At 72.3% G+C, this 15,079-nt stretch carries 12 protein-coding genes; 4 read left to right on the plus strand and 8 right to left on the minus strand.

Annotated features, from left to right (window positions below):
- The first annotated feature begins 19 nt into the window (after positions 1–19).
- A complete protein-coding gene (locus AB5J87_RS33885) occupies positions 20–1,981 on the plus strand; it encodes a glycoside hydrolase family 3 protein (protein ID WP_369382514.1) in 1,962 nt (653 codons plus the stop codon).
- A 27-nt stretch (positions 1,982–2,008) separates the two neighbouring features.
- On the opposite strand, the gene AB5J87_RS33890 is transcribed toward AB5J87_RS33885, so the two are convergent.
- The 5 genes from AB5J87_RS33890 to AB5J87_RS33910 all read right to left on the minus strand — a co-directional run bounded on the left by AB5J87_RS33890 (position 2,009) and on the right by AB5J87_RS33910 (position 7,650).
- Positions 2,009–3,388: an NtaA/DmoA family FMN-dependent monooxygenase gene (locus tag AB5J87_RS33890; protein ID WP_369382515.1), complete on the minus strand. Its 1,380-nt coding sequence runs from the start codon at positions 3,386–3,388 to the stop codon at positions 2,009–2,011.
- A gap of 18 nt (positions 3,389–3,406) precedes the next feature.
- Entirely contained in the window at positions 3,407–4,621 is a 1,215-nt protein-coding gene (locus AB5J87_RS33895) for an LLM class flavin-dependent oxidoreductase (RefSeq protein WP_369382516.1), read from the minus strand.
- A gap of 116 nt (positions 4,622–4,737) precedes the next feature.
- Positions 4,738–5,763: an ABC transporter substrate-binding protein gene (locus AB5J87_RS33900; protein ID WP_369382517.1), complete on the minus strand. Its 1,026-nt coding sequence runs from the start codon at positions 5,761–5,763 to the stop codon at positions 4,738–4,740.
- Positions 5,764–5,842: 79 nt separating this feature from the next.
- Positions 5,843–6,652: an amino acid ABC transporter ATP-binding protein gene (locus AB5J87_RS33905; RefSeq protein ID WP_369382518.1), complete on the minus strand. Its 810-nt coding sequence runs from the start codon at positions 6,650–6,652 to the stop codon at positions 5,843–5,845.
- Complete coding sequence (locus AB5J87_RS33910) at positions 6,649–7,650, minus strand: amino acid ABC transporter permease (protein WP_369382519.1); 1,002 nt, start codon at positions 7,648–7,650, stop codon at positions 6,649–6,651. Before AB5J87_RS33910 ends, AB5J87_RS33905 begins: the two co-directional genes overlap by 4 nt.
- Before the next feature lie 485 nt (positions 7,651–8,135).
- On the opposite strand from AB5J87_RS33910, the gene AB5J87_RS33915 reads away from it, so the two are divergent.
- A complete protein-coding gene (locus AB5J87_RS33915) occupies positions 8,136–9,173 on the plus strand; it encodes a helix-turn-helix transcriptional regulator (protein ID WP_369382521.1) in 1,038 nt (345 codons plus the stop codon).
- On the opposite strand, the gene AB5J87_RS33920 is transcribed toward AB5J87_RS33915, so the two are convergent.
- Together AB5J87_RS33920 and AB5J87_RS33925 are read right to left on the minus strand one after the other, a co-directional pair.
- Complete coding sequence (locus AB5J87_RS33920; protein WP_369382522.1) at positions 9,164–10,123, minus strand: SDR family oxidoreductase; 960 nt, start codon at positions 10,121–10,123, stop codon at positions 9,164–9,166. The two genes, AB5J87_RS33915 and AB5J87_RS33920, sit on opposite strands and share 10 nt — an antisense overlap.
- 66 nt (positions 10,124–10,189) lie before the next feature.
- Positions 10,190–11,662 carry a peptidoglycan D,D-transpeptidase FtsI family protein gene (locus AB5J87_RS33925; protein WP_369382523.1) on the minus strand — a complete coding sequence of 491 codons (1,473 nt, stop codon included), beginning with the start codon at positions 11,660–11,662 and terminating at the stop codon, positions 10,190–10,192.
- Between the two features lie 154 nt (positions 11,663–11,816).
- On the opposite strand from AB5J87_RS33925, the gene AB5J87_RS33930 reads away from it, so the two are divergent.
- Together AB5J87_RS33930 and AB5J87_RS33935 are read left to right on the plus strand one after the other, a co-directional pair.
- The gene (locus AB5J87_RS33930) at positions 11,817–12,785 is read left to right on the plus strand and encodes a LysR family transcriptional regulator (protein ID WP_369382524.1); all 969 of its coding nucleotides are present in this window, start codon (positions 11,817–11,819) and stop codon (positions 12,783–12,785) included.
- The gene (locus AB5J87_RS33935; RefSeq protein ID WP_369382526.1) at positions 12,782–13,654 is read left to right on the plus strand and encodes a serine hydrolase; all 873 of its coding nucleotides are present in this window, start codon (positions 12,782–12,784) and stop codon (positions 13,652–13,654) included. The genes AB5J87_RS33930 and AB5J87_RS33935 overlap by 4 nt, the downstream gene beginning before the upstream one ends.
- 57 nt (positions 13,655–13,711) lie before the next feature.
- Here the strand turns inward: AB5J87_RS33935 and AB5J87_RS33940 are convergent, their stop codons facing one another.
- Positions 13,712–14,662, minus strand: a complete 951-nt coding sequence (locus AB5J87_RS33940) for an FG-GAP repeat domain-containing protein (RefSeq protein ID WP_369382528.1) — start codon at positions 14,660–14,662, stop codon at positions 13,712–13,714.
- Positions 14,663–15,079: the final 417 nt, after the last annotated feature.

Genomic DNA, 15,079 nt, shown 5'->3' on the forward strand with positions numbered 1-15,079 from the left:
GTCCCAAGGAGCCATTGACGTGAGACAGCTCGTACGCGGCGCCCTGCCGCGCCGACGCACCACCGGACGACGCACGGCGGGGATCCTCCTGGCCGCCGCCGCGCTGGTCGCCACCGCGGTCCCCGTCTCCTCGGCCATGGCCGAACCGGGTGCCACCGCCGCGGGCGGGCACGGCACCCCGCCCTACCTCAACCCCCAGGTGCCCACCGCCCGGCGCGTGGCCGATCTCCTCGGGCGCATGACGACGGCGGAGAAGATCGGCCAGATGACCCAGGCCGAACGCGGCTCGGTCGACGCCGACCCCGCGAAGATCACCGATCTCCAGCTGGGCTCCCTGCTCTCCGGCGGCGGCTCCACCCCGGCGTCCAACACCCCCAAGGCGTGGGCGGACATGGTCGACGGCTACCAGTCGCGCGCCCTCGCCACCCGGCTGCGCATCCCGCTCCTGTACGGCGTCGACTCCGTCCACGGACACGGCAACCTGGTGGGGGCGACGGTCTTCCCCCACAACATCGGCCTGGGTGCCACACGGGATCCCCGGCTGGTCGCCGAGGTCGAGCACGTCACCGCCACCGAGACCCGCGCCACCGGACCGCAGTGGGTCTTCGCGCCGTGCGTCTGCGTGGCCCGCGACGACCGCTGGGGCCGCACCTACGAGAGCTTCGGCGAGGACCCGGCCCTGGTCCAGCGGATGGAGACCGCCATCGACGGCTTCCAGGGCACCCGCGCCGAGGACCTGGCGCGGCCCGATCGCGTCCTGGCCACCGTCAAGCACTACGCGGGCGACGGCGACACCACCTACGGCACGTCCACCACCAACACCTACACCCTCGACCAGGGCGTCACGCGCACCAGCCACCAGCGCTTCGCCGCCGTCGACCTGGCGCCGTACGTGACCGCCGTACAGGTCCACCACGCGGGCAGCGTCATGCCGTCGTACTCCTCCGTCCAGTGGACCGACGTGCCCGGCAGCACGCCGGTCAAGATGAGCGCCAGCAAGGAACTGCTCACCGACGTCCTGAAGCAGAAGATCGGCTTCGACGGGTTCCTGATCAGCGACTGGGACGCCGTCACCCAGCTCCCGGGCGACTTCGCCGCCCAGGTCCGCACCTCCGTCAACGCGGGCATGGACATGTTCATGCAGCCGTACGACGCGCCGCAGTTCGAGCAGGCCCTCGCCGCCGAGGTACAGGCCGGGCGGGTGCCGATGACCCGTATCGACGACGCGGTCTCCCGGATCCTGCGCGCCAAGTTCCAGCTCGGCCTCTTCGAGCACCCCTACACCGACCGCACCCACCTCGCCGACGTCGGCTCCGCCGCCCACCGGGGCGTGGCCCGCCGGGCCGTCGCCGCGTCCCAGGTCCTGCTGAAGAACGACCACCACGCCCTGCCGCTCAAGCCCTCCCAGCGCATCTACGTCGCCGGGGTCAACGCCGACGACCTCGGCAACCAGGCGGGCGGCTGGACCGTGACCTGGCAGGGCCAGTCCGGCAACACCGCCTTCCCCGGCACCACCATCCTCCAGGGCATCCGGCACGCCGCGCAGGACGTCACCTACAGCGCCGACGCCAGCGCCCCGACCACCGGCCACGACGTGGGCATCGTCGTCGTCGGAGAGACCCCCTACGCCGAAGGCGTCGGCGATGTCGGCAACGGCGGCCACACCCTGAACCTCTCCGCCGCGGACCGGGCGAACATCGACCGCGTCTGCTCCGCGATCAAGACGTGCCTGGTCCTCGACGTGGCGGGCCGGCCGCAGATCATCACCGACCAGCTGCCCAAGGCCGACGCCTTCGTCATGTCGTGGCTGCCCGGCAGCGAGGGCGACGGCGTCGCCGACGTGCTGTTCGGCAAGCGCCCCTTCACCGGGAAGCTCCCCGTCACCTGGCCCCGCAGCGAGGCCCAGGAACCGATCAACATCGGTGACGCCTCCTACGACCCGCTGTTCCGCTACGGATACGGCCTCACCACCGGGCACTGAACGACCCCTTCCACGAGGGGCGTGCGGCTAGGCACTCCTGGCCGCACGCCCCTCGCGCCCCTCGTCGGGGTGGGCCAGACCGAGGTGGTCGCGCAGCGTCGTACCCGCGTACTCCGTCCGGAAGACACCGCGCTCCTGGAGCAGCGGTACGACCCGGTCCGCGAACGGGTCGAGGCCGCCCGGGGTGATGTGCGGGACCAGGATGAAGCCGTCGGCGGCGTCCGCCTGGACGAAGGCGTCGATGGTGTCGGCCACCGTTGCCGGGGAGCCGACGAAGTTCTGCCGGTTGCCGGTCTCGATGACCAGGTCGCGGATCGACCACTTGTTGGCGGCGGCCAGTTCGCGCCACTCGCGGGCCGTGGCCAGCGGATCGCGGTACATCCGCACCTGCGCCCGGCCCCGGGCGATGGTGTGCTCACCCGGGTCGGGGTCGATGTCGGGGAGCGGGCCGTCCGGGTCGTAGGCCGACAGATCGCGGTTCCACACGAACTCCAGGTGCTTGATGGCGGTGGCCCCGCTCACCTGGAGCCGGCGCACCTCCCGCGCCAGCTCCTCCGCCTCGGCGTCGGTGTCGCCGAGCACGAAGCTCGCGGCGGGCAGGATCAGCAGCTGGTCGTGCGCGCGGCCGTAGCGGGCCAGCCGCCCCTTGACGTCGGCGTAGAACGCCTGGCCGCGCTCCAGGGACGCGTACCGGCTGAAGATGGCGTCCGCACCGGCCGCCGCGAACTCGCGTCCCTCGTCGGAGTCGCCCGCCTGGAAGATCACCGGACGGCCCTGCGGGCCGCGCGGAACGTTGAAGCGGCCCTGGATGTCGAAGTGCGCGCCCCGGTGGGCGAACGCCCCGGCGCGCGCGTCGCCGAGGAAGGTGCCCGATGCGGGGTCCGCGACGATCTCGTCCCCGCGCCAGGAGTCGAACAGCTCATGGGCGGTGGCCAGGAACTCCTTGGCCCGAGAGTAGCGCTCCTCCTGCGGCAGGAAGCCGCCGCGCCGGAAGTTCTCCCCGGTGAAGGCGTCCCACGAGGTGACCACGTTCCAGGCGGCGCGGCCCTGCGAGAGGTGGTCGAGCGTGGCGAACTGGCGCGCCACCTCGTACGGCTCGTTGAAGGTGGAGTTGATGGTGCCGGTCAGCCCGAGGCGCTCGGTCACCGCGGCCAGCGCGGTCAGTACGGTGAAGGTGTCCGGGCGGCCCACGACGTCCAAGTCGTATATTTCGCCGCCCTGTTCGCGCAGCCGCAGCCCCTCGGCGAGGAAAAGGAAGTCGAACTTGGCGCGTTCGGCGGTGCGGGCGAAGTGGGTGAAGGAGCTGAAGTCGATGTGGCTGCCCGCCTCGGGGTCGCTCCACACGGTGGTGTTGTTGACCCCGGGGAAGTGGGCGGCGAGATGGATCTGCTTGAGCGGCTTGCTCATGGTGGGATTCCTCGGGGCTCAGACGGTCGGGGTGGCGGCGTAGCGGCTGACGGGACGGGCGAGCCCGAGCAGGCCGCGCAGGGTGTCGGCCTCGTAGGCGGCCCGGAAGGCGCCACGGCGCTGGAGCTCGGGCACCAGCGCGCGGGTGACGGCCGGCAGGTCGTGGCCCACGACGGCGGGGCGCAGCCGGAATCCGCTCAGCCCGGCCTCCTGCCAGTCCAGCAGCAGATCGGCGAGTTCGGCCGGAGTGCCGGCGAAGACGAGGGCGTCGCTCGTGTACGGGTCCCCGGCGAGGGCGTCCAGACGCTCCCGCCGGGCCCGGGCGGCCCCGGGGGCGTCGTCCAGGAAGACCACCAGGTCACCGAAGACGTGCAGCCGCTCGCCACCGCGTCCCGCGGCCGTCTGCTCGGTACGGATCTCCTCGACGATCGCGAGGGCGTGGGCCCGGTCGTGCGGGGTGACGTAGGCGAGGTCGGCGGAGCGGGCCACCAGCCGGTACGGGACGGTGGCGTGCGCCAGCGCGCTGACGAGCGGCTGGCCCTGGGGCGGCCGGGGGGTGATCGAGGGGCCCTTGACGCTGAAGTGCTCACCCGTGAAGTCGATGTAGTGCAGCTTGGCGCGGTCGACGAAGCGGCCGGTGGCCACGTCGCGGATCTCCGCGTCGTCCTCCCAGCTGTCCCAGAGCCGGCGCACGACCTCCACGTAGTCGGCGGCCTCGTCGAACAGGCCGCGCACCGCCTGCTGTCCGGCGGGTGTGCGGAAGGCGTCGGCGGGCAGCGGCGGGAGGGTGCGCCGGCCGAAGTGGGCCGCCTCGTTCGGACGCGGGGCGATCTGTACCCGCAGGCCCGCCCGGCCCAGGCTCACATGGTCGAGCGTGGCGATCGCCTTGGAGATGTGGAACGGCTCGGTGTGGGTGGCCACCACGGTCGGCACCAGTCCGATGCGGCGGGTGAGCGGGGCGACCCTGGCCGCTACGAGGACCGCGTCCAGCCGGCCCCGGACCTGGTCGGTGCGCCCGTCGGGTTCGGTGGGGTGCGAGGACTGGGGGCCGAGGGCGTCCTCGATGGTGACGAAGTCGAGCAGGCCCCGCTCGGCCTCGGTGACCAGATCGGTCCAGTACGCGGCGGTCAGCAGCTCGCGGGGGCGGGCCACGGGTTCGCGCCAGGCGGCGGGGTGCCAGCCCGCGCCGTCGAGGGCGACGGCGAGGTGCAGAGGCGAAGGTGTTGTGGACAAGGGAACGCGCCTTCCTGATGAGTGTCGCAGAAGAGCCGCACCGGTGCGGAGGGGGCGGCTGTGAGTGGGTTGAGCGTGCCGCGAGCCCCTTGGCGGGACGAACGGGCGCGCAGGGATCAGGAGTTGTCGAGCGGCAGGCCCGGCGGGTTGACCAGCGACGTGGTGACGGCTTCGTTGCCGAGGTTCCAGGCGGCGAGCCACTTGGCGTACTGGCCGTTGGCGATGAGGTGGTTGATGGCCTCCGCGACCGGTCCGGCGAGCCCGCTGTCCTTCTTCGCGGTGGCCGCGATGAGCCCCTGGAGGCTCGCGCCCGCGCCGGAGAACTTGCCCGCGTTACGGGTGGGACGGGGGGTCTTCGCGGTCTGGCCGACGTGGTAGGAGATGCCGGGGTTGGGGCCGAAGTAAGTGTCGATCTTGCCGCTGGACAGGGCCAGGGCGATGGCGTTGTTGTCCTGGTAGTACTTGACGGTGAGCTTCTTGCCCTCCCGCTCCAGCTTCGTCTTCCACTCCAGCAGGATCTTCTCCTGGTTGGTGCCCGCCCCCACCGCGACGGTCCGCCCGGCCAGGTTCTCGTAGTCGCCGCCGAACTCCCAGGTGCTGTTCTTCAGCACCTCGAAGGCGAGGTTGTCCTGCCGGTAGGAGGCGAACTCGTACTTCTTCTTGCGCTCCTCGGTGTCGGTGACGTTGGAGAAGGCCACGTCGACCTTGCCGCTGTCGATGCCGACGAACAGGTTCTCCCAGGTGGAGTTCTTCACCTCCGGCTTCAGCCCGAGGACGGCGGCGACGAGACGGCCGAGGTCGGGTTCGGCGCCGGTGAGGGTCTTCTGGTCCTGGCCGACGTACTCCAGCGGCGGGGACCCGGCGGGGAGCGCGCCGACGCCGATCACCAAAGTGCCGTTGGCGGCAACGCCCTTGGGCAGTTTGGCGCTGATCGACTTCACCTCGGGCACCTCCAGCGCGATCTGCCGGGCTGCGCCGTTGGAGAGCGCGCCGACGGTGACGGTCCCGGCCGGCGCGGCGGCGGGCCGGGTGGCGGCGTCGCTGTCGCCGCCGCACGCGGAGAGCCCGGCGGCCAGGGAGACGACGGCGGTGGACGCGGCGCCGCCACGGAGGAGTCTGCTGCGCAGAGCGAGGGTGTTCATGGTCTTCCTTGTCCGTTGTCGGTTGCCGTGGTGCGTTGTGCGGGATTTCGGTGTGCGGGGCTTCGATGTGCGGAGGGAGTCAGAGGACCCTGCTGAGGAAGTCGCGGGTCCGCTCGTGTCGTGGGTGGTCCAACACCTGCGCGGGCGGGCCCTGTTCGACGATCCGGCCGCCGTCCATGAAGACCACCCGGTCGGCGATCTCCCGGGCGAAGCCGATCTCGTGGGTGACGATGAGCAGGGTGGTGCCGCTGCCGGCGAGGTCCTTGATGACGGCCAGCACCTCGCCGACCAGTTCGGGGTCGAGGGCGGAGGTCGGCTCGTCGAAGAGGATGACGCCGGGGCGCAGGGCGAGAGCGCGGGCGATGGCCACCCGCTGCTGCTGGCCGCCGGACAGCTGCCGGGGATAGGCGCCGGTCCGGTCGGCCAGACCCACCCGGGTGAGCAGTTCGCGCGCCAGTGTCCGGGCTTGCGGGCGGGAGAGCTTTCCGGTCGCCACCGGGGCCGCCGCCACGTTGTCCAGCACCGTCAGATGCGGGAAGAGGTTGAAGTTCTGGAACACGAAGCCGATCCGGGCGCGCTGGGCGAGGATCACGCGTTCGCTGAGCTCCCGGAACCGCTCGCCCTGCCGCCGTACCCCGATCAGCTCGCCGTTCAGGCTGACATGGCCGCTCTCGGGTTTCTCCAGATGGTTGATGACCCGCAGCAGCGTGGACTTGCCGGAGCCGGAGGGGCCGAGGACGACCGTGACCTCGCCGGGTCGCAGGGTCAACTCCACTCCGTCAAGCACGTGTTGGGTGCCGAACCACTTGTGTACGTCGTGCACCTCGACGGCGGCGGGGCGCGCGTCGGGCACCGCGGTGTCCGCCGTGGGTGTGGTCTTGAGGCTCATGTCGCCGTCTCCCTCCGGGCGCGGGTGCGCAGTTCGCGCAGAGCGGTCCGTGCCTTGCCCAGCGGGGTCGGCGGGAGGGTGCGCAGCGCGCCGCGCGAGTAGTGCCGCTCGACGTAGAACTGGACGACGGACACGACGCTGGTGAGGATCAGGTACCAGGTGGTGGCGACCAGGAGCAGGGGCACGATGTCGCCCGGATAGGTCGCGCCCATGCTCTGCACCGAGCCGAACAGGTCGAGCAGGGACACGTAGAAGACCAGGGAGGTGGCCTTGACCAGGCCGATCAGCTGGTTGACGTAGTTCGGGACGATGGAGCGCAGCGCCTGCGGGAACACGATCCTCGCGAACTGGTACCGCTTGGGCAGCCCCAGCGCGGCTGCGGCCTCGTGCTGCCCCTGGTCGACGGAGAGCAGGCCGCCGCGCACCACTTCGGAGGCGTAGGCGGCCTCGTTGAGGCTCAGGCCGACGACCGCGACGACCATGTCGGTGGCCAGGCGCGACTCGTCGAAGGTGAAGAAGGCCGGGCCGAACGGCACTCCCACGCTCAGCGTCTGGTAGAGCGCGCTGAAGTTGTAGAGGAAGAGCAGCACCACGATCAGCGGCACCGACCGGAACAGCCAGGTGTAGAGCCAGCTGACCGAGCGCAGCACCGGGCTCGGGGAGAGCCGCGCCAGCGCCAGCAGAACGCCGCCGAGGAGTCCCAGCACCGCGCTGTACGCGGTGACTTCGAGGGTGATGGCCAGCCCGTCGAGGATCGCGGGCCGCCAGAACCAGTACGCGAACCGGTCCCACTGGTAGAACGGGTTGGTGGCCAGCCCGTGGAGGATCTGCGCCACCAGGACGAGTACGACGGCCGTGACGATCCAGCGTCCGGGGCGCCGCAGCGGAAGCACGCGCCGGGCCGCCGGGGGTTCGGGCGGGGCGGGGATGTCGGGCAGGGGCATCGCCTCGGGTGGCGCTGATCCGGAGGACACGGCGATGCCGGGAGATTCACTCATGGAGGGCTCCAGCGGATTCGGACAGCCCGGACCCGTGGGAGCGGCCGGACCGGGCCGGACGGGAGGGCCCGGGGGCGAGACGGCGCGCGGTGGCACGGGGACGGGGCCGGGCAGGGGAGGACCGCACGGCGAACGCGCGGTTCAGGAGGCCGGAAGGCTCAGGAAGCGGGCGGGCGCATCACGTCGACAGGAGCGGGGGACCCGGTGGCTTCGGGAGGGTCAGCCCTGTCGAAGGGCGCGGGAAGAGCCCGTACACAGCGCGCTGTTGACGCGGAGCAGGTCGACGGAGCGGTTCGCGCACAGCAGGACGCGGCCGAGGCGCCGCCATGCGGCCGTCCCGTCAGCTGCGTACATCGCTGTCACCGTCGCTTCTCCGGTCGTGGTGCGTCCCGTCGTGCGCCGCAAGTTAGGCACGTGGCAAAAGGAATTGTCAATGCCTGTCCAGCATGTGTGCTGGTCGGGCCCGGTGGGCGATCCTTGATCCCATGCGTGCCGCCCGCCTGATCCGTATGGCCCTCCTCGTCCAGTCGACGCCCGGTCTGACCGCCGCCGCCCTCGCCCGGGAGCTGGAGGTCTCCGAGCGCACCGTCATCCGGGACGCCCAGGCGCTGGTGGAAGCCGGTGTGCCGGTCCGGTCCGAGCGCGGGCGCGCGGGCGGCTACCGGCTGGCGCCGGGGTACCGCACCCGGCTCACCACCCTGCGCCCCACCGAGGCCGAGACCCTCTACCTCTCCGGGCTGCCCGCCGCCCTGCGCGATCTCGGGCTCTCGGACGCGGCGGACACGGCCCGTCTGAAGCTCTCGGCCACCCTGCTCCCGTCGCTGCGGGAGGCGGCGGAGTCGTCGGCGCGCCGCTTCCACCTCGATGCCCCGGCCTGGTTCCGCGAGCCCTCCGCGCCGGAGCTGCTGCCCGAACTCGCCCGCGCCGTATGGTCCGACCGCACCGTGGAGCTGACGTACGCGCGCCCGGACCGCGAGGACGCTCCCGGGCGTACGGTGACGCGCCTGCTGGAGCCGTACGGACTGGTCCTGAAAGCCGGCGTCTGGTACGTCGTGGGCCGGATCCCCGGCGAGCCGGCCGACGGGGACGGCGGCTGGCGCACCTATCGCGTGGACCGCGTCACGGCGCTCGCCCCCGCTCCCGGCGCCGACGGACCCTTCGCGCGCGACCCGTCCTTCGACCTGGCCGCGCACTGGCGGCGGAGCGCGGCCGGATTCGCCCGGGTGCTGCTGCGCGCCACGGTGACCGTGCGGCTGAGCGAGCGGGGGCTGCGCGGACTGCCGTCCGTGGCGGACCCGGCCGGTGTCGAGGAGGCGCTGGCCCACGCGGGCGAGCCGGACGGGGCCGGGCGCGTCACCCTGGAGCTGCCGGTGGAGTCGGAGGACGTCGCCTTCGCGCAGCTCGCCGGGCTCGGCGCGGACGTGGAGGTCCTTGCCCCGCCGGGCCTGCGCGCCCGCTTCCGCGACCACGCGCAGGCCCTCGTCCGCCTCTACGGGCGGGATGCGGCGAAGGATCAGCGGTAGTCGTCCGCGCAAGCGTCCTTCCCGCCGTGCACCACGTCCTCGAAGTAGGCCCAGGCGTCCGGCCTGCTGCCGTCCACGTCCCGTACCCCATAGGTCCGGGCGAGCTCCGCGCTGGAGGTGGACCTGCCGTTCCAGCGCTCGGCGCGGCGCGGGTCGGCGGCGAGGGCGGCGACCGCCCGGGCCAGGTAGTACGGCGACTCGGCGATCCCGAAGTGCGGGTCCTGGGCGACGGCCTCGCGCCAGTTCTCCTCGCGCACACCGAAGTGGGAGAGCATCTGCTCCGAGCGCAGGAAGCCCGGTGTGACGGCGACCGCGGTGCCCCCGAACTCGGCCAGTTCCTCGCCCAGTCCGAAGGCGATCCGGAGCGGGGCGTTCTTGGCGAGGTCGTAGTAGAGGTTCTCCCGGTAGCGGCGGTTGTAGCGGGCCGTGCCGTCGGTGACCTCCACGTGCAGCGGCGCGTCCGAGCGGATCAGGAGGGGGAGGGCGAGCGCCGCGGTGATGATGTGGGAGCGCACCCCCAGATCGAGGATGCGCAGCCCGTCGGCGAGCGGTGTCTCCCAGCTCTTCTTGCCGAAGACCGAGCCGACCAGCAGGTGCTCACCGCCCCAGAGGTCGTTCACGAGGATGTCCAGTCGGCCGCGTTCGCGCTCGACGCGCTCGACGAGCGCGCGGACGCGGTCCTCGTCGAGGTGGTCGGTGGGGACGGCGATGCCGGTGCCGCCGGCCGCGGTGACCAGCTCCGCGGTCTCCTCGATGGTCTCCGTGGTCCGGCCGACCTCGCTGGCGTGTCCGCGGGTGGTGCGGCCGGTCGCGTACACGGTGGCGCCCGTGCGGCCGAGCTCGACGGCGAGGGCGCGTCCGGCTCCCCGGGTGGCTCCGGCGACGAGCGCGACGCGGTCGGCGAGCGGTGCCGACGGGCCGGGGCGCTGGGTGGTGATGTCCTTGTCCATGTCATCCACCGTGCACGTGAAAGGTGACAGAACGCGTCACCTTTTTCCGTGTCTCACCCCGGGCCGCTACTTTTTGAGCACCGCCTGCATCACCGCCTTGGCGATGGGCGCCCCCAGCCGTCCGCCCGCGATGGCGTCGCGCGAGATGTCCATGCCGGCGGGGTCGACGAGCACGGCCACCGCCACCGGCGAAGTGCCGTCCCGCTGCTTGGCGTACGACACGAACCAGGCGTACGGGCGCTCGTCGCGCACATCGGCGCCGTGCTGCGCCGTCCCCGGCTTGCCGCCGACCGTCACGCCGTCGATGCGGACCTTGCCGCCCGAGCCGTCGGTCACCGTGAACTCCATCATCTCCTGGACCTTCTTCGCGGTGGCCTCCGAGACGGCCCGGTCCAGCACCTCGGGCCGGGTCGTGGCGAGCGGCGAGAGGTCGGGGCCGCGCAACTCCTCCACCAGGTACGGCTTCATCACCTCACCGCCGTTGGCTATCCCGGCCGTGACCATGGCCATCTGCAGCGGGGTGCTGGTGAGGCTGCCCTGGCCCATGCCGGTCAGGGCGGTCTGCGGCTTGTCGAGCTCCTTGGGGTAGCCGCTGGCCACCGCGCGCACGGGGGTGAACTGCTCCTTGTTGAAGCCGAACTTCTCCGCCGTCTCGCGCATCCTGTCCTTGCCGGTCTTCAGCGCGGCGTCGAGGAAGACGTTGTTGCAGGACCACTGCAGGCCGGTCTTCATCGAGACCTTGTCGCACTGCGCGTTGGGGACGACGTTGCCGATCTCCGTGGTGCTCTGCGGCAGCCGGTAGGGGGCCCGGGCGTTCGAGGGGGCGTTGATGTCGGTGACCGTGCCGTGCTCCAGGGCCGCCGCCGCGGTGAGGATCTTGAAGGTGGAGCCGGGCGGGTACGTCTCGCGGATCGCCCGGTTGCTCAGCGGCTTGCCCGGGTCCCCGTCGAGCTTCTTGAAGAGCTCGCCCTCCGCGCGGGACATGCCCGCGAAGACGGACGGGTCGTACGAGGGCGTGCTCACCATCGCCAGGATCCGTCCGCTGCGCGGGTCGAGCGCGACCACGGCGCCCTTGGCCTTGAGGTCCGTCAGCCCCTTGTACGCGGCCCTCTGCGCCTTCGGGTCGATGGTGGTGATCACGTCCCCGGCGCGCGGCCTGGCCCCGGTGAGGGCGGCCAGGGGGCCCGCCAGCAGACGGCTGTCCTTGCCGCTGAGCACATCGCGGTGGACGCCCTCCAGGAAGGTGGACCCCTGTGCCTGGGAGAGGTAGCCCGTGACCGGTGCGTACATCGGGCCGTCCCGGTAGACGCGCTTGTACTTGAAGTCCGAGCCCGGGGTCGCCACCGAGCCGGTGATCGGTACCCCGCCCACGATGATGTTGCCCCGGGGCTGGGCGAACGCCTCGATCCGCACCCGCCGGTTCTCGGGGTGCTTGGCGAGGCTGTCGCTCTGGGCGAACTGCACCCAGGTGGCCCGCACGAGCAGGGCGAGGACGAGCATCCCGCAGAAGACGGCGGCGCGCCGCAGTGGCCGGTTCATCACGCTCCAGTTGAGGTGGACGCCGAGGTTGACGTGGAGGCCGCGGGGTGGGGGGCAGGCCCTGGACCTGGCCTGAAGGGAACAGCGCTCTGCGCCGCATGTCCAAGTTCCCTATCAATCGACCATCAATAAAAATCCGATATCATTGCTGCTCGTGGACCTGATCCGGCATCTGGAGTGCTTCGCGGCTGTTGCAGAAGAGTCACATTTCGGTCGGGCGGCCGAGCGGCTCGGCATGGCCCAGCCGCCCCTCTCCCAGCGCGTCCAGCGGCTGGAGCGCGAACTGGGCGTACGGCTCTTCGAGCGCACCAGCCGCCAGGTGACGATCACCAAGGCCGGCACCCTGCTCCTCGCGGAGGCCCGCGAGCTGCTCGCCCGCTCCGAGGCGCTCATGGCCACCGCACGCCGCATCCGCGACGGCGAGAGCGGGCTGCTGCGGGCCGCGCTGCCGCCCGACATCGCGGGCGAGACGGTCACCGCGATCCTGGCCGAGTTCCAGGAGCGGCACCCCGGCGTGGAGCTGGAACTGGGCGAGCTGACCACCTCCCAGCAGCTCGCCCAGTTCGCCTCGCACGACCTCGACGCGGGACTCCTGCACCACCCGTGCGACGTCTCCGGCCTCGAACTCGGACCCGTCCTGCGCCGCGAAGTGGGCGTCCTGCTGGCCCGCGACGCCCCGGAGGCGGCCCTGGACACCGTCCCGCTGGCCGCGCTCACCCCGTACGACCTGATCCTCTTCCACCGCGCCGCCGCGCCCGCGCTCCACGACGACGTGCTGACCACCTGCGCCCGCGACGGCTACACGCCCGCCGCCGTACGCCACGGCCAGGGCGCCAGCTTCATCCGGGGGCTGATCCTGTCGGCCAACGCCGTCGCCCTCAGCCCGCGCGACGCCCACCCCGAGCACACCGCGGACCGCGACCCCGACCTCGTCTGGCGCCCGCTCACCGGCGCGCCGCTCTCCTGGCGGCTGTCCGCGGCCTGGCCGCGCGGGCGCAGCGACACGGCGGTGCGCGCCTTCGCCGAAGCGGCCACGCGCGCGCTGCGGGAGACTTCGGACGTGAGCAGCGAACCGCCCCCGCACCCCCTGCGTCTGCGCCCGGCCTCGGAGTACTGGCTGTGACCGGCGCCCTCACCCGCCTGCGCGAGGCGTTCGACGCGGCCGGTGTCACCGGCCGCCTGCACGCCGTCGACATCGACTCGGGCGCCGAGATCAGCGCGGGCGGCGACCGGACGGTGGTGACCGCGAGCGTGCACAAGCTCTGCCTGCTCGTCGCGCTCCACCAACAGGCGGCCGAGGGGCGCCTCGACCTCACCGAGCGCATCGACGTGCCGGCGGCGGGACGCGCGCCGGGCCCCACCGGTCTCGCCGCCATGCTCGACCCCGTCCGGATCTCCCTGCGCGACGCGGCCTATCTGATGATGGCCGTCAGCGACAACGCCGCCGCCGAGGTGCTCCTGACCCGCGTCGGCCTCGACGCCGTCAACGCCACCACGGCCCGGCTCGGCCTCGCCCACACCCACGCGGTCCACGGCTTCCGCGAGCTCCTCGACACCGTCAAGGAGGACGCGGGGCCCGAGGGCGCCCAGGCGCTCACCGATCCGTACGTCATCGCCCGGCTCCGGGCGCTCGATCCGGCCAGGACCAACCGCAGCACGCCCCGCGACATGACCCGGCTGCTCGGCGCCGTCTGGCGCGACGAGGCGTGCGCCCCCGAGCACGGCGCCGCGATCCGCCGGCTGCTGGGGCTCCAGGTCTGGCCGCACCGGATGGCCTCCGGGTTCCCCTTCGACGACGTCCACGTCGCGGGCAAGACGGGCAGCCTGCCGACCCTGCGCAACGAGGTCGGCGTGGTCGAGTACCCCGACGGCGGACGGTACGCCGTCGCCGTCTTCACCCGTGCCGCCGGCACCGCGGCGACCCTGCCCGCGGCCGACGCGGTCATCGGCACGGCGGCCCGCGTCGCGGTGGAGGCGCTGCGGGCCGCGTAGCGACGACCACTCGGCCGTTCGCTGCTTCTCCGTCTTAGGCTTGCTCTGCGCGGAGGTTCAGAGGAGGTTGTAGATGTCGAACCCCCGGCCGATCTTGACCGCGTTGTCGAAGGGGTCCGACACGTTCCCGTTGCCGGAGTAGCGGTACAGGTCGCCGCCGCTGCTGCGGGCCACGAGATCGGCGTGACCGTCGCCGTCGAGATCGCCTACGGAGAGGATCCGGTCGTAGGTGTTCCACCCGCCGCCTATTCTCGTACGGGCCTCGAAGGGGTTCGTGTAGTCGCCCGTGCCCCGGTACAGCCACAGCGTGCCCGCCCGGTCGCGGGCGACGATGTCCGCGTGGCCGTCGTCGTCGAGATCGCCCTGACCGGCGATCTCCGTGTACTGGCCCCAGCCGCCGCCCACCCGGTGACGGGCCGTCAACTCCCCGTCCGGATAACCGAGATACAGCCACAGGACCCCGGACGCGTCGCGCCCGATCACATCGGCGTCGCCCGCGCCGCCGAGGTCGCCGGGGGAGAGGACCTTGTCGTAGATCTGCCAGCCCGGGCCGATGTCCTTGGTGTACGCGTCGTGTCCGTCGCTCCAGGTGTAGGTCAGCAGGCCGTCCTTCTGGAAGTTCCAGAACCCGTCGCCGTGACCGTCCTTGTCGCGGTCGACGTCCGCGACGGCGGCGGAGGAGGAGTAGTCCACGCCGACGTCGTAGCGGGGACCGAAGCCGCCCTGGCCGTCCGCGAAGTACAGATAGAGGTTCCCGCTCTGCCGGTCGACGGCCGTCAGGTCGAACGTCGGGGTCACCACCTCTCCCGGGGCGGCGCCGGGCCGGCCGTGCCCCCTGCCCGCGGGGGAGCCGTCGTGGTGCGCCGCCTGGGCGCGGGCCAGCCGCAGGTCGGCGTCGGCCGGGCCGGGGGCGGCGAACGCGGTGCCGACGGCGGTGGCCGTCGCGGCGGCGACGGAGACGAGGGCGAGTACGCGCTGGGACGTGCGGCGGCGCTGGACGATGGTCACGAGCGATCCCCCCTGCCGTGGTGCCGAAGGCACGACTGGTGTGTCGGTCTGTCCCCCGAGTGGCCTGGGACCCTACCCTCATGTGCCGCGGCCCGGCACCCGGCCGGGTCCGGGGGATGGCCGGGATGCGGTGCTCCGATGGGGTAGGATGGATCTTGAGCCGGTCGGCAGAACTGCCGCCATCCGGCCGCGCGTTGGTGGTCCAAGTCAAGACATCCCGCTTCCTGCGGGGGGATGCAGGTGCAAGCCCTGCCCAGCGCTCCGATCCGTCCCCACCCCGATTCGTACGGGGTGGGGACGTTCGCGTTTGGCCAGTTACGCCGGTCGGGCCGACGGAGTGGGCTGACCGGGGCGGTCTGGTGTCCGGGCAGGGGAACGGGTGGCAGTGGCAGGGCCTTCGTTGCCGGGTGCGGTCGG

Source organism: Streptomyces sp. cg36 (assembly GCF_041080675.1).
GTDB lineage: Bacteria > Actinomycetota > Actinomycetes > Streptomycetales > Streptomycetaceae > Streptomyces.